The organism is Nocardia sp. 149-1B (assembly GCF_057747975.1).
This window is the reverse complement of record NZ_CM173233.1, coordinates 2,533,976-2,551,546: the sequence shown is the minus strand read 5'-3', so window position 1 is coordinate 2,551,546 and position 17,571 is coordinate 2,533,976. Positions and strand designations below refer to the sequence as shown.

19 protein-coding genes are annotated in these 17,571 nt (G+C 69.8%); 14 read left to right on the top strand and 5 right to left on the bottom strand.

All coding sequences use genetic code 11. From position 1 onward, the window contains the following. Positions 1 to 6 precede the first annotated feature (6 nt). Positions 7 to 1,026, top strand: a complete 1,020-nt coding sequence (locus AC3ANS_RS12255; RefSeq protein WP_488291870.1) for a LacI family DNA-binding transcriptional regulator — start codon at positions 7 to 9, stop codon at positions 1,024 to 1,026. Positions 1,027 to 1,048: 22 nt separating this feature from the next. On the opposite strand, the gene AC3ANS_RS12250 is transcribed toward AC3ANS_RS12255, so the two are convergent. Next, the gene (locus AC3ANS_RS12250; RefSeq protein WP_488291869.1) at positions 1,049 to 1,264 is read right to left on the bottom strand and encodes a hypothetical protein; all 216 of its coding nucleotides are present in this window, start codon (positions 1,262 to 1,264) and stop codon (positions 1,049 to 1,051) included. A gap of 105 nt (positions 1,265 to 1,369) precedes the next feature. Here AC3ANS_RS12250 and AC3ANS_RS12245 point away from each other — a divergent pair, with 105 nt between their 5' ends. The 3 genes from AC3ANS_RS12245 (at position 1,370) to AC3ANS_RS12235 (ending at position 5,118) form a co-directional block, all read left to right on the top strand. Then, positions 1,370 to 2,065 (top strand): NADPH-dependent F420 reductase, encoded by a 696-nt coding sequence (locus AC3ANS_RS12245; protein WP_488291868.1) that lies wholly within the window; start codon positions 1,370 to 1,372, stop codon positions 2,063 to 2,065. Positions 2,066 to 2,239: 174 nt separating this feature from the next. Beyond that, positions 2,240 to 4,159 carry a threonine--tRNA ligase gene (thrS, locus tag AC3ANS_RS12240; protein WP_488296490.1) on the top strand — a complete coding sequence of 640 codons (1,920 nt, stop codon included), beginning with the start codon at positions 2,240 to 2,242 and terminating at the stop codon, positions 4,157 to 4,159. A 2-nt stretch (positions 4,160 to 4,161) separates the two neighbouring features. Next, positions 4,162 to 5,118: a hypothetical protein gene (locus AC3ANS_RS12235; RefSeq protein ID WP_488291867.1), complete on the top strand. Its 957-nt coding sequence runs from the start codon at positions 4,162 to 4,164 to the stop codon at positions 5,116 to 5,118. Here the strand turns inward: AC3ANS_RS12235 and AC3ANS_RS12230 are convergent. After that, positions 5,066 to 5,593, bottom strand: a complete 528-nt coding sequence (locus AC3ANS_RS12230) for a GNAT family N-acetyltransferase (protein ID WP_488291866.1) — start codon at positions 5,591 to 5,593, stop codon at positions 5,066 to 5,068. The two genes, AC3ANS_RS12235 and AC3ANS_RS12230, sit on opposite strands and share 53 nt — an antisense overlap. A 23-nt stretch (positions 5,594 to 5,616) precedes the next feature. On the opposite strand from AC3ANS_RS12230, the gene AC3ANS_RS12225 reads away from it, so the two are divergent. Together AC3ANS_RS12225 and AC3ANS_RS12220 are read left to right on the top strand one after the other, a co-directional pair. Then, a complete protein-coding gene (locus tag AC3ANS_RS12225; protein WP_488291865.1) occupies positions 5,617 to 6,141 on the top strand; it encodes an HIT family protein in 525 nt (174 codons plus the stop codon). Beyond that, complete coding sequence (locus AC3ANS_RS12220; RefSeq protein WP_488291864.1) at positions 6,132 to 6,911, top strand: inositol monophosphatase family protein; 780 nt, start codon at positions 6,132 to 6,134, stop codon at positions 6,909 to 6,911. The genes AC3ANS_RS12225 and AC3ANS_RS12220 overlap by 10 nt, the downstream gene beginning before the upstream one ends. On the opposite strand, the gene AC3ANS_RS12215 is transcribed toward AC3ANS_RS12220, so the two are convergent. The 3 genes from AC3ANS_RS12215 to xylA form a co-directional block, all read right to left on the bottom strand. After that, entirely contained in the window at positions 6,896 to 8,038 is a 1,143-nt protein-coding gene (locus AC3ANS_RS12215) for a N(5)-(carboxyethyl)ornithine synthase (RefSeq protein WP_488291863.1), read from the bottom strand. The genes AC3ANS_RS12220 and AC3ANS_RS12215 overlap by 16 nt on opposite strands. After that, positions 8,035 to 8,169: a hypothetical protein gene (locus tag AC3ANS_RS12210; RefSeq protein ID WP_488291862.1), complete on the bottom strand. Its 135-nt coding sequence runs from the start codon at positions 8,167 to 8,169 to the stop codon at positions 8,035 to 8,037. The genes AC3ANS_RS12215 and AC3ANS_RS12210 overlap by 4 nt, the downstream gene beginning before the upstream one ends. A gap of 138 nt (positions 8,170 to 8,307) precedes the next feature. Next, positions 8,308 to 9,471, bottom strand: a complete 1,164-nt coding sequence (gene xylA, locus AC3ANS_RS12205; RefSeq protein WP_488291861.1) for a xylose isomerase — start codon at positions 9,469 to 9,471, stop codon at positions 8,308 to 8,310. Positions 9,472 to 9,885: 414 nt separating this feature from the next. Between xylA and AC3ANS_RS12200 the strand changes: the two genes are divergently transcribed. The 8 genes from AC3ANS_RS12200 to AC3ANS_RS12165 all read left to right on the top strand — a co-directional run bounded on the left by AC3ANS_RS12200 (position 9,886) and on the right by AC3ANS_RS12165 (position 17,569). Continuing rightward, the gene (locus AC3ANS_RS12200; RefSeq protein ID WP_488296416.1) at positions 9,886 to 11,016 is read left to right on the top strand and encodes a sugar ABC transporter substrate-binding protein; all 1,131 of its coding nucleotides are present in this window, start codon (positions 9,886 to 9,888) and stop codon (positions 11,014 to 11,016) included. Between the two features lie 92 nt (positions 11,017 to 11,108). After that, complete coding sequence (locus tag AC3ANS_RS12195; RefSeq protein ID WP_488296415.1) at positions 11,109 to 11,867, top strand: ATP-binding cassette domain-containing protein; 759 nt, start codon at positions 11,109 to 11,111, stop codon at positions 11,865 to 11,867. Continuing rightward, complete coding sequence (locus tag AC3ANS_RS12190) at positions 11,864 to 13,114, top strand: sugar ABC transporter permease (RefSeq protein WP_488296414.1); 1,251 nt, start codon at positions 11,864 to 11,866, stop codon at positions 13,112 to 13,114. Before AC3ANS_RS12195 ends, AC3ANS_RS12190 begins: the two co-directional genes overlap by 4 nt. A gap of 12 nt (positions 13,115 to 13,126) precedes the next feature. Next, complete coding sequence (locus AC3ANS_RS12185; RefSeq protein ID WP_488296413.1) at positions 13,127 to 14,317, top strand: ROK family transcriptional regulator; 1,191 nt, start codon at positions 13,127 to 13,129, stop codon at positions 14,315 to 14,317. 124 nt (positions 14,318 to 14,441) lie between these two features. After that, the gene (gene focA / locus AC3ANS_RS12180; protein ID WP_488296412.1) at positions 14,442 to 15,311 is read left to right on the top strand and encodes a formate transporter FocA; all 870 of its coding nucleotides are present in this window, start codon (positions 14,442 to 14,444) and stop codon (positions 15,309 to 15,311) included. 18 nt (positions 15,312 to 15,329) lie between these two features. After that, positions 15,330 to 15,962: a phosphatidylinositol phosphate synthase gene (gene pgsA, locus AC3ANS_RS12175; protein ID WP_488296411.1), complete on the top strand. Its 633-nt coding sequence runs from the start codon at positions 15,330 to 15,332 to the stop codon at positions 15,960 to 15,962. Between the two features lie 2 nt (positions 15,963 to 15,964). After that, positions 15,965 to 16,882: a pyridoxal 5'-phosphate synthase lyase subunit PdxS gene (pdxS, locus tag AC3ANS_RS12170; RefSeq protein ID WP_488296410.1), complete on the top strand. Its 918-nt coding sequence runs from the start codon at positions 15,965 to 15,967 to the stop codon at positions 16,880 to 16,882. Between the two features lie 144 nt (positions 16,883 to 17,026). Next, positions 17,027 to 17,569, top strand: a complete 543-nt coding sequence (locus AC3ANS_RS12165) for an alternate-type signal peptide domain-containing protein (protein WP_488296409.1) — start codon at positions 17,027 to 17,029, stop codon at positions 17,567 to 17,569. The last annotated feature ends 2 nt before the right edge of the window (positions 17,570 to 17,571 follow it).

Genomic DNA, 17,571 nt, shown 5'->3' with positions numbered 1-17,571 from the left:
CTGCGGATGGCTGAGAACGGGCAGGCGCCCACCCTCGACGAGGTGGCGAGGCGGGCGGGGGTCAGCAAGGCCACGGCGTCCCGGGCGATCAACGGCCGCTCCAAGGTCAGCGCCAAGGCGCAGTCGGCCGTCGATGCCGCGGTCCGCGAGCTCGGCTACACCCCGAACGCAGCTGCCCGGTCGCTGGTCACCCGGCGTACCGGCTCCGTCGCCCTGATCGTCCCGGAGTCCGACGAGCGCATCTTCGCCGACCCCTTCTTCGCGCGGATGCTCCACCTGGTCGCCCGATCGCTGCGCGAGCGCAACCTCCAGCTGGTGCTCCTGATCGCCCAACGCGGGGACGACGAGGCGCGACTGCTGCTCTACCTGCGGGGTCGCTACGTCGACGGGGCGATCGTGGTCTCCCACCACCGGGACGACCGGCTCGCCGAGCACCTCTCCGACCTGGGGCTGCCCTGCGTCTTCATCGGGCGCCCGTGGATCGGGGCCGATCGGGTCTCCTTCGTCGACAGTGACAACGCCGACGCGGCCGGTCAGGCGGTGCGGGCCCTGCTGGAGGCCGGCCGGCGCCGTATCGCGACCATCGCCGGTCCGCGCGACATGCGCGCGGGCCACGACCGGCTGGACGGGTGGCGCCGGGAGCTGGTCGCGGCCGGCCTGGACAGCGATCTGGTGGCCTACGGCGACTTCACCGAGGACAGCGGTGCCGAGGCCTGTGCCGCGCTCCTCGCGGCCGACGGCGACATCGACGGCATCTTCGCGGCGTCCGACCTCATGGCGCAGGGCGCGATGCGCGAGCTCGCCGCGCGGGGCATCCGGGTGCCCGAGGACGTCGCGATCGTCGGCTACGACGACCTCGGGGTCGCCGAGCGCACCCACCCTCCGCTCACGACCCTGCACAACCCGATCGACCAGATGGTTACCGAGGCGGTCCGTCTGCTGACGGAGTCCATCGAGGGCGGGGGCAAGGGCTCCTCGCGGCGCGTGATCTTCGTGCCCGAGCTGGTCCGGCGCGGCTCTGTCTGAGTCGAGGCTGAGCCCGGCCGGCTCAGATGCCGCTGCGGGCGACGGTCGTGCGCGACTGCGAGCGCTTCTCGCGCCGCGGCAGGTGGTTGCCGAAGGTGTCGCCCGAGCAGAGGTCGTAGCTCTCGCCGAGGCCCGGGGCGACCCAACCGACCTGGGGGACATCGACGATCAGGTGACCGCAGTGGGAGCAGATCTCTCGGGGGCCGTCCACGGTTCCGCGTCGTACGAATGCCTTCATGTCTCCATCGTCTTCCGTGCGCTTCTGCATCACAGAGTCAAAAGTTTGTCTGGAGCAAGGCGTTAGTCCCGGAATCCCCGAGCGACCTCCGGTGTTCCCCCTGGCATGACCACCATCGGACTCATCGGCAGTGGAAACATCGGCAGCGCCCTGGCTCGGTTGACGATTTCGGCCGGGCACGACGTCGTCCTCAGCAACAGTCGCGGCCCGGAGACGCTCGCCGACCTCGTCGCCGAGCTCGGCCCGCGGGCGCGGGCGGGCACGCCCCACGAGGCGGCGGAGGCGGGTGACCTCGTCGTAGTGACGATCCCGCTCGCTGCCTACCGCTCGGTCCCGGTCGAGCCGCTGCGCGGCAAGGTCGTGATCGACACCAACAACTACTACCCCCAGCGCGACGGCCAGATCGCCGAGCTCGACGACGAGTCGACGACCACGGCCGAGCTGCTCCAGGCACACCTCCCCGAGTCGAAGGTCGTGAAGGCCTTCAACAACATCTTCGCCGGGTTCCTCACCGTCCTCGCGCGCCCGTCGGGGGACCCCGAGCGGAGCGTGCTGGCGATCGCCGGCGACGACGCCGAGGCCAAGGCGACCGTCGCCCGCTTCCTCGACGAGATCGGCTACGACGCCCACGACGTCGGCCCGCTGGCCGAGGGGTGGCGCTACCAGCGCGACGAGCCGGCGTACGCCGAGCTCTACAGCGCCGACCCCCAGGGGACCTGGCCGCCGCAGACGCCGCGTCGCGTCGACGAGGCCTTCCTCGTCGAGCAGCTCGGGAAGGCCGTGCGCTACCGCGACATGTGACCCCCGAGCACGCAGGCGGAAACCGAAGGGCGACCGCGACGGACCCACCGATACGATCGGTGGGTCCGTTTCGTCTTCCTCCAAGGAGCCATCGTGTCCGATCCGAAGATCGTCCTCGTCCACGCCGACGCGCGTGAGGAGCGGACGGTCACGACGGGCACCAAGGCCTGGGAGCTGTTCGCCGACGACCCCGCGGTCATCGCCGCCCGCGTCGACGGCGCTCTCAAGGACCTCGCCTACGAGCTGTCCGATGGAGACCAGGTCGAGGGCGTGGCGATCGACAGCGCCGACGGCCACGACATCCTGCGCCACTCGACGGCGCACGTGATGGCCCAGGCCGTCCAGCAGCTGTTCCCCCAGGCCAGGCTCGGCATCGGGCCGCCGGTGGAGAACGGCTTCTACTACGACTTCGACGTCGAGACCCCGTTCGTGCCGGAGGACCTCGACAAGATCGAGACCGCGATGCGCAAGATCATCAAGGAGGGCCAGCGCTTCTCGCGCCGGGTCACCACGGATGCCGAGGCGATCGACGAGCTGCAGGACGAGCCCTACAAGATCGAGCTGATCGGGCTCAAGGGCTCCGGGAAGTCCGAGGATGCTGCCCAGGAGATAGCAGAGGGCGCGAGCGTCGAGGTCGGCGCGGGCGAGCTCACGATCTACGACAACATCCGCCGCAACGGCGAGGTCGCGTGGAGTGACCTGTGCCGCGGCCCGCACCTGCCGACCACCAAGCGGATCCCGGCGTTCAAGCTGATGCGCACCGCGGCGGCGTACTGGCGCGGGGACGAGAAGAACAAGCAGCTCCAGCGCATCTACGGCACCGCCTGGGAGTCCAAGGAGGCGCTCGAGGCCCACCTGCACCGCCTCGAGGAGGCCGAGCGCCGCGACCACCGCAAGCTCGGGCGTGACCTCGACCTGTTCAGCTTCCCCGACGAGATCGGCTCGGGCCTCGCGGTGTTCCACCCCAAGGGCGGCGTGATCAAGCGGGTGATGGAGGACTACGTCCGCCAGCGCCACATCGAGGAGGGCTTCCAGTACGTCGGTACCCCCCACATCAGCAAGGAGGGGCTGTTCCACACCTCCGGGCACCTGCCGTACTACGCCGACACGATGTTCCCGCCGATGGAGTTCGAGGGCGCGAACTACTACCTCAAGGCGATGAACTGCCCGATGCACAACCTGATCTTCAGGTCGCGCGGGCGGTCCTACCGCGAGCTGCCGCTGCGGCTCTTCGAGTTCGGCTCGGTCTACCGCTACGAGAAGTCCGGCGTCGTGCACGGCCTGACCCGCGTGCGCGGACTGACCCAGGACGACTCGCACTCCTACGTCACCCCCGAGCAGGCACCCGCGGAGATCAAGCACCTCCTGGACTTCGTGCTCGGGCTGCTGCGCGACTTCGGGATCGACGACTTCTACCTCGAGCTCTCCACGCGCGACGACTCCAAGCCCGACAAGTTCGTCGGCTCCGACGAGGACTGGGTGACTGCGACCAAGGTGCTCGAGGACGTGGCCATCGCCTCGGGCCTCGACCTGGTCGCCGACCCCGGGGGAGCGGCGTTCTACGGCCCCAAGATCTCGGTGCAGGCGCGCGATGCGATCGGCCGCACCTGGCAGATGTCGACGATCCAGTACGACTTCAACCAACCCAAGGGCTTCGGGCTGGAGTTCCAGGCCGCCGACGGCACCCGTCAGCAGCCGGTGATGATCCACTCGGCCAAGTTCGGCTCGCTCGAGCGGTTCTTCGGCGTCCTGGTCGAGCACTACGCCGGCGCGTTCCCTCCGTGGCTCGCGCCGGTGCAGGTGCAGGCGATCCCGATCGCCGAGCGTCACAACGACTACCTCTACGAGGTGGCCCAGCGGATGCAGCGTCAGGGCCTGCGGGTCGAGGTCGACGACTCCGACGACCGGATGCAGAAGAAGATCCGCAACGCCCAGCTGCAGAAGGTGCCGTTCATGATGATCGCGGGTGACGACGACATCGCGGCGGGCGCGGTGTCGTTCCGCTACCGCGACGGGCGCCAGGACAACGGCGTACCCCTCGACGAGGCGATCCGACGGGTCACCGACGCGGTCGCGAGCCGCGAGCAGGTCTGAGCTTGCTTCGCACGGCGGCGGCCACGCTGATCACGGTGGCCGCCGCCGCGAGCCTCCTCTCGTGCTCGGCGTCCGACGCCCCGACACCGAGCCCATCGCGGTCACCGACGCCGCGACCGACCTCGGTGGTGCAGCCGACGCAGGACCCAGCGGCTGCCCGGCTCTCGGCGCTGGCTCGGCTCGCCGAGCAGGCCGCGGCCGAGCTGCCGCAGGCCCCGGTGGCCCAGCCGCGCAGCGGCGAGGTCCTCGGCGCCGACGTCAGCTGGCCCCAGTGCCCGCGCGGCCTCGGCATCCCCCAGCGGCGCACCCTCGGGTTGCCGATGCCGGACGCGAGCGCGGAGTACGTCGTGCTCGGTCTCACCAACGGCCCCGGGTTCACCGCCAACCCGTGCCTGGCGGACCAGGTCAGCTGGGTGCGGGAGCGCCGGCTGATGGCGGCGGCGTACGCCGTCGCGAGCTATCCCGACGACTCGGCCGTCGCGGAGCACCGCGCGTCCGGGCCCTACGACGGCTCGAGCTCACTCGGGGCGCTCGCCAACACCGGCTACCAGGAGGCGCTCGCCAACGTCGTGACGATGCGCCGTGCCGGGCTCGCCTCGCCGGTGGTGTGGGTCGACGTCGAGCCGGTCCCGGACTTCGGGTGGAGCAGCGACCGGGAGGCCAACGCCGCCGTCGTGGAGGGCGTGGTGCGGGGTTATCGCGACGCGGGCTACCGGGTCGGCGTCTACTCAACGCCGGCGCTGTGGGCCGGCGTGGTCGGTGGGCTCGCGCTGGGCCTGCCCGAGTGGAGGGCGGCCGGGCAGACCTCCCGCTCCGAGGCGCGCGGGCGCTGCTCTGACGACTGGTCGATCCAGGAAGGCCCCGCGGTGCTCGCCCAGTGGGTGGAGGACCGCCGGGACCTCGATCTCACCTGCCCGGGGACGTCTGCCCGGCTGGGTCGGTGGTTCCAGCAGTACTGACCGGCTTCACGTAGCGCCGGCACGGGGAGACGTACGCCGTCCCGCCGGCGGTGACCTCGTAGGGCAGGTCGCCGCCGTCGCGCCAGCCGTGCTTCTCGTAGAACCGGCGCGCCCGGGCGTTGCCGGTGACCACGGCCAGCCAGGCCTCGGCGTACCCCGCCGCGGCGATCCGCAGCTCGGCCTCGGCAAGCAGAGGAGCGCCGACCCCGGAGCCATGGTGCCCGGGGTCGACGAAGAGCTGCTCGACCTCGTCGCCGGCGACCATCGCGAAGCCCACGACGAGGCCGTCGACCTCGGCGACGGTGGTGTCGACGACCCGGGCCGGCGTCCGGTCGTGGAAGGCCTCGAGCGTGCGCGCCGCGGTGAGGCCCTCGGGCACGTGACCGGCGTGCGCGAGGTGCCAGGCCACGTGCCAGATGTCGGCGACCGTCGACATGTCGTCGGCGCGGGCGGGACGCAGCGTCGGGGTGCTCACGGGCTCACCCTAGGGTTGTCGCCATGACGGATCCTGCCGGCCACGCGCGCGACGGGTTCGAGGGCTTCGACCGGCTCTGGACACCCCACCGGATGGCCTACATCGCGCCGAGCCTGCCGGTCACCGACCAGGGCTGCCCGTTCTGCGCGATGGAGCACCTGGCCCCGGAGGAGAGTCTCGTCGTCCACCGCGGCGAGACCTGCTTCGTCGTGCTCAACCTGCACCCCTACAACCCGGGCCACCTGATGGTGCTGCCCCACCGGCACGTCGCCGAGCTCGAGGACCTCACACCCGAGGAGACCACCGAGCTGATGACCACGACCCAGCGGGCCGTACGGGTGCTGCGCGAGGTCAGCGGCCCCCATGCCTTCAACATCGGCATCAACCTCGGCGGGGTCGCCGGCGGCTCCCTGTCCCAGCACCTCCACCAGCACGTGGTGCCTCGGTGGTCGGGCGACGCGAACTTCATCACGGTCCTCGGCGGGACCAAGACCCTGCCGCAGCTGTTGTCCGACACCCGCGCCCTGCTCGCAGAGGCATGGACGTGAGCATCGCGGACGACGTCGCGCTCGCCGCGCGGTTGGTGCGCGACGCCGGCGAGCTGGCCGCCCGGATGCGGGCCGAGGGCCTGGAGACCGCGACCAAGACCTCGATCTCCGACGTCGTCACCGCGGCCGACCACGCCGCGGAGCGGCTGGTCGTCGACACCCTCGCCCAGGAGCGCCCCGAGGACGGCGTGCTGGGGGAGGAGGGGGCGGCCCACACCGGGTCCTCCGGCCGAACCTGGGTGATCGACCCTGTCGACGGCACCTACAACTTCGTGTCCGGGCTCGACTGGTGGTGCTCGGCACTGGCCCTCACCGATGGCGACGAGCTCGTGCTGGGCGCGGTCCACCACCCCGCCACCGGTTGCACGTACGTCGGCGGGCCCGGTGTGCCGACCCGCGTCGACGGGGTGCCGCTGGCCCCGCTCGAGGACCGGCCGCTCGCGGCGGCCTGCCTGACGACGTACCTCCACCCGCCGTCGTACGGCGGCGAGGTCGGTGCGGCCTTCGACCGGCTGGCCGGCGGGGCGGCGACGCTGCGCATGCTCGGGTCGGCGTCGATGGACGCCGTCGCGATCGCCGCGGGGCAGCTGCACGTGCGCTGCCAGCACTCGCTGCCGCCCTGGGACGACCTGCCCGGGCGCGCGCTGATCCTCGGGGTCGGCGGCGCGTCGGCGCGTGTTCGTGCCGGGGGTGTCGAGTGGTCCGCAGCGGGTGTCCCGACCGCGGTCGCGGATCTGTGTGCGGCCCTCGAGGCTCAGGCGACCGCGTAGGGCGGCTGGGCGTCCCTGCCCTGGAAGGCCAGGATGGCCGGGTTGACCACTCGCCCGTCCCGGATCTCGATCGCGCGGTGCAGCGTCTCGTCGGCGTCCCAGGCGGCTGAGCCCTCGAGCATCGGGCGCAGGAACGGGATCAGCGCGTTGCTGTTCTCCCACGTCGCGGAGTTCCACAGGTACGACGGACTGTGGTCGACCGCGTAGTAGAGGACGTGGTCGCCGACCACGAACGTCGGCTCGTCGAAGGTCGTCGGCCGGGCCCACTCGAAGCCCATGCCCTCGTCGCAGGAGACATCGACGATGAGGCTGCCCGGGCGGAAACCCGCCAGGTCGGCGGTCTGCAGGTAGGTCAGGGGAGCGGCGGTGTCCTGGAGCGTGCAGTTGACGATGATGTCGTTCTCGGCCAGGTACGGCGCCAGCTCGACCCGGCCGCGGTCGGTGATCACGTGGCTGAGATGGGTCTCGTCGGTGTCGTGGTCGAACTGCCGGATCCGTACGGAGTGGATGGGGGAGCCGACGGCAGCGACGCCGCGGTTCGTGAGCACCGCGACCTCGTGCACGCCGTGGGCGTTGAGGGCGGTGACCGCCCCACGGGCGGTGGCGCCGAAGCCGATCACGACTGCGGTGAGCCGCCGGCCGTAGTCGCCGGTGATCCCGGCCAGCTCCATCGCCTGGATGACCGAGCAGTATCCGGCGAGCTCGTTGTTCTTGTGGAAGACGTGCACCCCGACGTCGCCGCCGACCGTCCAGTGATTCATGGCCTCGAACGCCACGAGCGTCAGCTTCCGGTCGATCGCGAGCTGGGTCAGCTCGGGGTCCTGGACGCAGTGCGGCCAGCCCCACAGCACCTGCCCAGGGCTGAGCGCCGCGACATCGGAGTGCTGCGGCTTGGGCAGCAGTACCACGTCGGACGTCGCCAGGATCTGCGTGCGCGACGCGAAGCCGGCGACGTGCGGCGCGAGCGAGGCGTCGCTGATGCCGAATCGCTTGCCGTAGCCGTGCTCGAGGGTGATCTGCGCCTGGAGATCCGCGTCGAGGTGCGGGAGGTGCTCCGGGTGCAGCGGGAGCCGGTGCTCGTTCTCCTTGGCCGAGGTCCCGATGACGCCCAGGCCGCGGAGTGTCACTTCTTCTTGTTCGGGTGGATGCTCTCGGAGAGTGTCACCTCGTGGCCCTTGTCGCGCTTCTCGGCGCGCTTCTCCTTGATGGACTTCCCGGACTTCTTGGACATGCCCTGGCGCGGCGACTTGTCGCTCATGTGGGATCTCTCTGAGAGGAAGCCTGGACGGCTCCGCACTCGCGACACTACGCCCCCTCTGCATTGGGGGAGCGACGACGACGGGCCCCTCCCCGATGGGGAGGGGCCCGTGCGTCAGGGACTACGCGACAGGATCGCTCAGCGAACGCCGTACAGGTGCTCGAGGGCGAGCTGGTCGAGCTTCTCGAAGCCCATGCCACGCTGGGCCGCTGCGTCGGGGTCGAACGACTCGGCACGCAGGTCGGCGATGCTCTCGCCGGCAGCCACGGTCGAGACCGCGAGCTGGTCGACGCGTGCGTCCTTGAGCGCCTGCTGGACCTCGGGGTCGGCACGGAACGCGCGGACCTTCTCCTTGAGGATCAGGTAGTTGCGCATGCACGCCTCGGCCGAGACCCAGGCGCCTTCCTGGTCCTCGGTGCGCGGGGGCTTGAAGTCGAAGTGGCGCGGCCCTTCGTAGCCACCGTTCTCGACGATGTCGACCGTCCAGAACGCGCCGCGCGCGTTGCCGGCGCCGAAGCGCAGGTCCTGGTCGTAGCGCGGGCCGTGCTGACCGTTGAGGTCGATGTGGAAGAGCTTGCCGTGCCACAGGGCCTGGGCCAGGCCGTGGGCGTAGTTGAGCGAGGCCATCTCCTCGTGCCCGACCTCGGGGTTGATGCCGACCATCTCGGGGTGCTCGAGCTCGTTGATGAAGGCCAGGGCGTGGCCGACGGTCGGGAGCAGGATGTCGCCGCGGGGCTCGTTGGGCTTGGGCTCGATCGCGAAGCGCAGGTCGTAGCCCTTCTCCAGCACGTAGGAGCCCAGCAGGTCGAAGGCCTCCTTGTAGCGCGACAGCGCGGACTTGACGTCCTTGGCCGCACCGGACTCGGCACCTTCACGACCGCCCCAGGCGACGAAGATCTTGGCGCCGAGCTCGGCGGCCAGGTCGATCTGGTCGGCCGCCTTGCGGATGGCGAAGCGGCGGACGTCGCGGTCGTTGTTGGTGAAGCCGCCGTCGCGGAAGACCGGGTGGGAGAACAGGTTCGTCGTCACCATCGGGACGACGAGACCGGTCTCCTCGAGCGCCTTGCGGAACGGCGCGAGGTGCTTCTCCTTGGTGGCAGCGTCGGCGTCGAAGGGGAACACGTCGTTGTCGTGGAACGTCACGCCGTACGCGCCGAGGTCGCTCAGGCGGTGGATGGCCTCCGCGGGCTCGAGGACGGGGCGGATCGCGGAGCCGAACACGTCGACCCCCTGCCAGCCCACGGTCCACAGGCCGAAGGTGAAGTGGTCGTCGCGGGTGGGGGAGAAGCTCGACTCGGTCATGGTGCCTGGTGCCTCCGGGTGGGAACGGGGTTGATGGAGCAACAGAACCGGGGCGTCCGCAGGCGTGGGTAGGGCCAAGGGACCCAGGTATGTTGTCGACCACAACATACCCGGTGACGGTCGTCACGTCACCTGCCTCCAGACAGGTTTCGATATCGATTTCCAAACGAGGCCCCGACGGCCTCCCGGCAATGTCTCGAAAAGTCGCCGACGAAGCCGTTCTGGGCTAGCCAGCAGGGCTCTGAGCATCACGATTTGGTTACGGCCAGGCGGGCCGAGACTTGGTTTGATCGTGCAACAAAAGAAGGGTCCTTGGTCCCCTTGCTGCGGTCAGGGGTCCTCAGTATGTTGTCGCCGACAACATACCCGGTGATGGTCGTCACATCGTCGGGCCCAAGCCATGGAGGTCGAGGAATGGTCAGGATCAAGGGAGCGCGGCTCGCGTCCCTCGCAGCAGTCGGGGTAATCGCATTCGGCTCACTTGCCGCGTGCGGAAGCGACTCCGACGGCGGCAGCGGCACCAACAGCGGCGGCGACAAGAACACCGAATCATCGGCTCCTGCGGCCACGGGCAAGGTCGGGGTCATCCTCCCCGACTCGAAGTCGTCGGTCCGGTGGGAGACGCAGGACCGCCCGAACCTCGAGGCCGCCTTCAAGGCCGCGGGACTCGAGTCGACCATCCAGAACGCCGAGGGTTCGCCCGACACGTTCGGTCAGCTCTGCGACCAGATGATCACCGAGGGCGTCAACGTCCTCATCGAGACCGACCTCGACCCCGACTCGGGCAAGGCGTGCATCGACAAGGCCAAGAACGCCGGCATCGCGGTCATCGACTACGACCGCCTCACGCTGGGCGGCGGCGCTGACTACTACGTGTCGTTCGACAACGTGAAGGTCGGCGCGCTGCAGGGTCAGGGCCTCATCGACGGTCTCAAGGCCAAGGGCGTCACCAAGGGCAACATCGCGTTCATCAACGGCGCAGCGACCGACAACAACGCGACGCTGTTCAAGCAGGGCTACGAGCAGGTCATCAAGGACGACGGCAGCTTCACCGTCGTCGCCGACCAGACCGGTGACTGGGACCCGGACACCGCGGGCAAGGTCTTCGACCAGTTCTACGCGGCTCACCCCGACCTCGTCGGTCTCGTCACCGCGAACGACGGCATGGCGGGCGGCGTCATCGCCCGTATGAAGGCCGCCGGCGTCGAGGGCAAGATCCTCGTGACCGGTCAGGACGCGACGGCCGAGGGTCTGGCCAACGTGCTCCAGGGCTACCAGGCCGGGACCGTCTTCAAGGACACCTCGATCGAGGCCAAGGCTGCGGCCGACCTCGCGATCGCGATCATCAAGGGTGAGGACCCGGCCTCGATCGCGACCGGCTCGGTCAACGACTCGGTGCTCAAGGTCGACGTCCCGTCGGTGCTCGCGACCCCGGTCTGGATCACCGCCGACAAGGTCGAGACCGTCGTCACGGCCGGCCAGGCGAGTGCTGCGGACATCTGCAAGGGCATCGAGAAGCTCTGCACGAAGTACGGAGTCAAGTGACCATCTAGTGGTCGCGTGACAACTCGAGACACGGGGGCCCGTCCGGCTGGGCGGGCCCCCGTTCCACGATCAAACCCCGGAGGGTCTAGCAAATGTCGAGTGGAGAGCCGTTGCTGGAGTTGCACGGCGTTGAGAAGAGCTTCGGTGCCGTGCACGTGCTGCACGGCGTCGACCTGACGGTACGGCCCGGCCGTGTGACGGCCCTGGTCGGCGACAACGGCGCCGGCAAGAGCACCCTGATCAAGGGGATCGCCGGCATCTATCCCTTCGAGGAGGGCGACTACCACTTCGAGGGTGCACCGGTGAAGGTCCACTCGCCCAAGGACGCCAACGACCTCGGCATCGAGGTCGTCTACCAGGACCTCGCGTTGTGCGACAACCTGGACGTCGTGCACAACATGTTCCTCGGGCGCGAGCTCACCAAGAGCGGCATGGTCGACGAGGACACGATGGAGTCGCGGGCTCGCGAGACCCTCGACGGGCTCTCGGTGCGCACGCTCCAGTCCGTGCGCACGCACGTCGCCGCCCTGTCCGGTGGGCAGCGCCAGACGGTCGCCATCGCGCGCGCCGTCCTTTGGAACTCCAAGCTCGTCATCCTCGACGAGCCGACCGCGGCGCTGGGCGTCGCGCAGACCGAGCAGGTCCTCAAGCTGGTCCGCCGGCTCGCCGACCGTGGCCTCGGGGTCATCTTGATCAGCCACAACCTCAACGAGGTCTTCCAGGTCGCCGACGACATCGCGGTCCTCTACCTCGGCCAGATGGTCGCGCAGGTCGAGGCCAACACCACCAACCGCGAGCGGATCGTCCAGGCGATCACGACCGGCAAGCTGAACGAGGGGGATGCGGCATGAGCGTCGCGACCGACGAGACGCACGACACGCACCGGCCGGCCACGGTCCTCAGCCTCTGGAGGGAGTACGTCGCCAAGCTCCGGGGCGGCGACGTCGGCTCGCTCCCGGCGATCCTCGGGCTCCTCGTGCTCGTCGTCGCGTTCTCGCTGCTCCGGCCGGAGACCTTCACCAAGGCCTTCAACTTCGGCAACCTGATCCAGCAGTCCGCCGGCGTCACGATCATCGCGATGGGACTCGTCTTCGTCCTGCTGCTCGGTGAGATCGACCTGGCCGCCGGCTACACGGGCGGCACGTCAGCGGCTGTGATGTGCCTGCTGCTCATCGAGCACGGCTGGCCGACCCCGTGGGCGATCCTCGCTTGCATCGTCACCGGTGCCGTGATCGGCATGTGCATTGGGTTGATCGTCTCCCGGCTCGGCGTTCCGTCGTTCGTCGTCACGCTGGCCGCCTTCCTCGGCCTGCAGGGCGTCATGCTGTCGATCATCGGCGAGAAGGGCTCGATCGACTCGGGCGAGTTCGTGGCGAAGCTCAACAGCGAGACCCTTCCGGTCTGGCTGGGCTGGGTCATCGCGGCGGTGCTCGTGGGTTCCTATGCGGCGTTGACGTACCTGAGCAACCGGCGCCGCCGGCGCCACGGGCTGACCAGCCAGCCGCCGCTCCTGTGGGCGTTGAAGTCGATCGCCCTCGCTGTCATCGCCCTCCTGATCGTCTTCTACCTCTCGATCGAGCGCAGCCCCAACGCGCACATCAAGTCGATCAAGGGCGTGCCGATCGCGCTGCTCATCCTGATCACGCTCGCGCTCGTGCTCAGCTTCTTGCTGGGCCGGACCAAGTGGGGCAGCCACGTCTATGCCGTCGGCGGCAACGCCGAGGCCGCGCGTCGGGCGGGTATCAACGTCCCGTTGATCAAGCTCAGCTGCTTCGTCGTAAACTCCGCGGTGGCAGCGCTCGGCGGCATCATGCTCGCGAGCTACAGCGGCGGCGTGAACAACGTCACCGGCGGCACCACCACGCTGCTCTACGCCGTGGGCGCGGCCGTCATCGGCGGCACCAGCCTCTTCGGCGGCAAGGGCCGGGTCATCGACGCCCTCATCGGCGGCACCGTCGTGGCGGTCATCGCCAACGGCATGGGCCTGATGAACCAGCCCGACAGCCGGAAGTACATGGTCACCGGACTGGTGCTGCTCGTCGCCGCGAGCGTCGACGCGATCAGCCGTCGGCGCGCGGCCGCCAGCGGTCGCGTCTGACGGGAAGAGAACGTGCCCACCCCCACCGGCGTCGGCACCGACGAGCTGCGACGCGCGAACCTGCGCGCGATCCTGCAGACGGTGCACACGCGGGGTCCGACGACCCGCGCGGTCCTCACGCGCCAGCTCGGGCTCAACCGCAGCACGATCGGTGCGCTCACCGGTGAGCTGCAGAGCCTCGAGCTGGTCTCGGAGGAGACGTCGGCGGTGGGTGGCCGCTCCGGTCGCCCATCGCACCTCGTGGTGCCGCGGGAGGACAACGTGGTCGTCGCTGTGGACGTGGGGGTCGACCGGATCGCGGTCGCGCTCGTCGGTCTCGGCGGCGAGGTCATCGAGCGGCGTGATCGCGGCCACCAGCGCGGTGAGCACGACGTCGACCACGTGGTCGAGGCGATCGCACAGATGGTCGAGGAGACGCTCGCGGCGGTGGCCGGCCGCCACGTCCGGTGCCTCGGCGTCGGCGTCGCGGTGCCCGGTGCGGTCCGGGCAGTGGACGGACTGGTCCGGTTCGCTCCCAACCTCGGGTGGGTCGAGGTGCCCTTCACCGACCTCCTGGCCGAGCGCCTCGACCGGCCGGTCGCCGCCGGCAACGACGCGGACCTCGGCGTGCTGGCCGAGCACGTCCGGGGGGCCGCCGTCGGCTTCGGCGAGGTGGCGTACCTGAGCGCGAGCGTCGGCATCGGTGGGGGGTTCCTCGTCGGCGGCCGGCCGCTCCGGGGTGCTCGCGGGTACGCCGGCGAGGTCGGCCACATGCAGGTCGACACCGAGGGACCGGTGTGCCGCTGCGGCGCGGTCGGGTGCTGGGAGACCAAGGTGGGGGAGAACGTGCTGCTCCGGCTCGCCGGGCGGCTGCCCGGGGGCGGCCCGCCCGCCGTCGCCGAGGTGATCGACGCCGCCCGGGCGGGCGAGGCCCGCGCCTCGCACGCTGTCGAGGAGGTCGCCGACTGGTGCGGGGTCGGCCTGCGCGCGATCGCGAACCTCTTCGACCCCGAGGTCGTGGTGCTCGGTGGATCCCTGGCCCAGGTGTGGCGGGCAGCCGAGGCCCGGGTGCGGGAGGCGATGTCGCGCAGCACGATGATGCCGCGCGACGACGTCGCCGTGCGCGCGGCGCAGCTGGGCGGCGACTCACCGCTGGTGGGTGCCGCGGAGCTGGCGTTCATGCCGGTGCTCGACCACCCCCAGGCCGTGCCCCAACCTGTCTGACCCGGCCGCTGGTCACGCTCCCACGCGCCCTAGGATCGGACGAGCAATCAGTCGCCTCGGGGACCACTCGCCCCGGACGCGGCGCGACGGAGTCCGGCGCCGGACCGACCTGGAAGGCCACGTCATGTCCGACTCGAGCTGGATCCGCTCGCCCGACCAGATGGCCCAGGCCGCCGAGGATGCCGCGTTCGGCAAGGTGACCGCCGGGCTGCTGAAGTCCCTGCTCCTCGGGCTCACCGGCGGCGGCTACATCGCCCTGGGCTTCGTCTTCTTCGTCACGAGCCAGGTCGGTGCCGGTGACATGCCGTACGGCGTCGCCAAGGTGCTGGGCGGCGTGGTGTTCTCCACCGGCCTCGTGCTGGTCGTGCTCACCGGTGCGGAGCTGTTCACGAGCTCGACGCTGACCCTGGTCGCCCGCGCCAGCGGTCGCATCACCTGGCGGCAGCTCGCCGGCAACTGGGCCGTGGTCTACGTCGCGAACTTCGTGGGTGCGCTGACGATCGTGGGCCTCATCTACCTCGCCGGGACCTGGCACAACGCCGACGGCGCCTGGGGCGCGGTCGTCCTCGACGCGGCGCTGCACAAGGTGCAGCACACGTTCGTCGAGGCGTTCGTGCTCGGCATCCTGTGCAACCTGATGGTCTGCCTGGCGGTGTGGGCGGCCTACTCCGGGCGCACCACCACCGACAAGATCGTGGCGGTCACGATGCCGATCGCGCTCTTCGTCGCAACCGGCTTCGAGCACTCGGTCGCCAACATGTTCATGATCCCGCTCGCGCTGCTGATCAAGGGCCACGCAGGGGCGGACTTCTGGTCGACCAGCGGCCTCGACGTCAGTGCGTACGGCGACCTCACCTGGTCGTCGTTCTTCGTCGACAACCTGCTGCCGGTGACGCTCGGCAACATCGTCGGCGGCGGGGTGATGATCGGCATCTTGTACTGGACGATCTTCCACCTCCTCCCGAGCCGCAAAGCCGCCTCGGCCGGCGAGTGACGGTAGCCTACTGCCGCCATGCTCGAACGTTTCCGTGCCTTCTGGACCAAGGTCCTCTCGCCGATCGCCCACCTGCTGCTCCGGATGGGCGTCAGCCCTGACGCCGTGACCCTCGTCGGCACCATCGGCGTGGCCGCGGGGGCCCTCGTGTTCTTCCCCCAGGGGATGCTGCTGACCGGGGTGCTGGTGATCACCGCGTTCGTCTTCAGCGACCTCCTCGACGGCTACATGGCCCGCACCTCGGGCCGGGTGAGCAAGTTCGGTGCGTTCTGGGACTCCACGCTCGACCGGATCGGCGACGGCGCGATCTTCATCGGGCTCGCGCTGTACTTCGCCTGGGAGGAGCCCAGCAGGCTCTACCTGGTGCTCAGCCTGGTCTGCCTGTTGATGGGTGGGGTGACGTCGTACGCCCGCTCCCGCGGCGAGACGCTCGGGTTCTCCGTCAAGGTCGGCATCGCGGAGCGGGCCGACCGGTTGGTCGCGATCTTGGTGATGACGGGACTGAGCGCGATCTTCGACCTGCCGGTGCTGCTCTACATCGCCCTGTGGGCGCTCGCCGCTGCATCGACCATCACGGTCGGTCAACGCGTGTGGGTCGTCCGCAAGCAGGCACTGGCCGAAGCCGGCACGACGACCGGCACTACGATCTGAGCATGGTCGAGAGCAACACCACCGCAGCGGACAGCACCCCCACCACCGGCACCACGCGCGTCAAGCGCGGCATGGCCGAGATGCTGAAGGGGGGCGTGATCATGGATGTGGTCACGCCGGACCAGGCGAAGATCGCCGAGGACGCCGGCGCGGTCGCGGTGATGGCGCTCGAGCGCGTGCCCGCCGACATCCGGGCCCAGGGCGGCGTCTCGCGGATGAGCGACCCCGACATGATCGACGGCATCATCGAGGCGGTCTCGATCCCGGTGATGGCCAAGGCCCGGATCGGGCACTTCGCCGAGGCCCAGGTGCTGCAGGCGCTCGGCGTCGACTACGTCGACGAGTCCGAGGTGCTGACCCCGGCCGACTACGCCAACCACATCGACAAGTGGGCGTTCACCGTCCCGTTCGTGTGCGGTGCGACCAACCTCGGTGAGGCGCTGCGGCGGATCACCGAGGGCGCGGCGATGATCCGGTCCAAGGGCGAGGCGGGCACCGGTGACGTCTCCAACGCCGTGACGCACATGCGCACGATCCGCCGGGAGATCCGGCGTCTGGGTGCGCTCGAGCCCGACGAGCTGTTCGTGGCGGCCAAGGAGCTGCAGGCGCCGTACGACCTGGTCAAGGAGGTCGCCGAGGCCGGCAAGCTGCCGGTGGTGCTGTTCACCGCGGGCGGCATCGCGACGCCCGCTGACGCGGCGATGATGATGCAGCTCGGTGCGGAGGGCGTGTTCGTCGGCTCGGGCATCTTCAAGTCCGGCAACCCGGCGCAGCGCGCCGAGGCGATCGTCAAGGCCACCACCTTCCACGACGACCCCGACGTGGTCGCCAAGGTCTCGCGCGGTCTCGGCGAGGCCATGGTCGGCATCAATGTCGAGGAGATCCCGCAGCCGCACCGGCTCGCCGAGCGCGGTTGGTGACGCCCTTTTCGGACGGCGTTCCTCTACAACACATTCTGTAATAAAGCAAGCATTTCCTACGATTCGGCGCGTCGATGCCGAGTTGGAACTCGACATGTCCATTTCCGGGAATGGACCACCATTCGAGTTCCAGAGGAAATGACCATGAAGAAGACAACCAAAGGCGCACTCGCCGCCGTCGCCGGCGGCACGATGCTGTTCGGCGGCGCAGGCTCGCTCGCGTACTGGTCGGGCACCTCGACCGTCACCGGTTCGACCATCGACTCCGGCACGATCACCTTGAGCGCGCCGGACTGCTCCGTAGCCAGCGGAACGCACGACTGGCTCCTCGACAACACCGACCCGTTCGACGCGCTCAACGACACGATCGTCCCCGGTGACACCATCACCAAGGTCTGCGACATCGCGCTCCACATGGACGGCAAGCACATCGGCGCGACGTTGGCGATCGACCCCGCGGTCTTCGGCAGCCCCAACGTGCTCACCGGTGAGCTGGTGCCGACCGCGACCTTCCTCGTCGACGGCTCGCCCTACGCCCCGATCACCGCGGCAGGCGACTACGTCGTCCGAGCCACGATCACCGTCGACTTCGACTTCGCCGCGGCCACCAACGGGTCCCAGGCGCTCAGTGCCGTTCTCGACGACATCGCCGTGACCACCACGCAGACGCACGACACGGCGTCCTGATC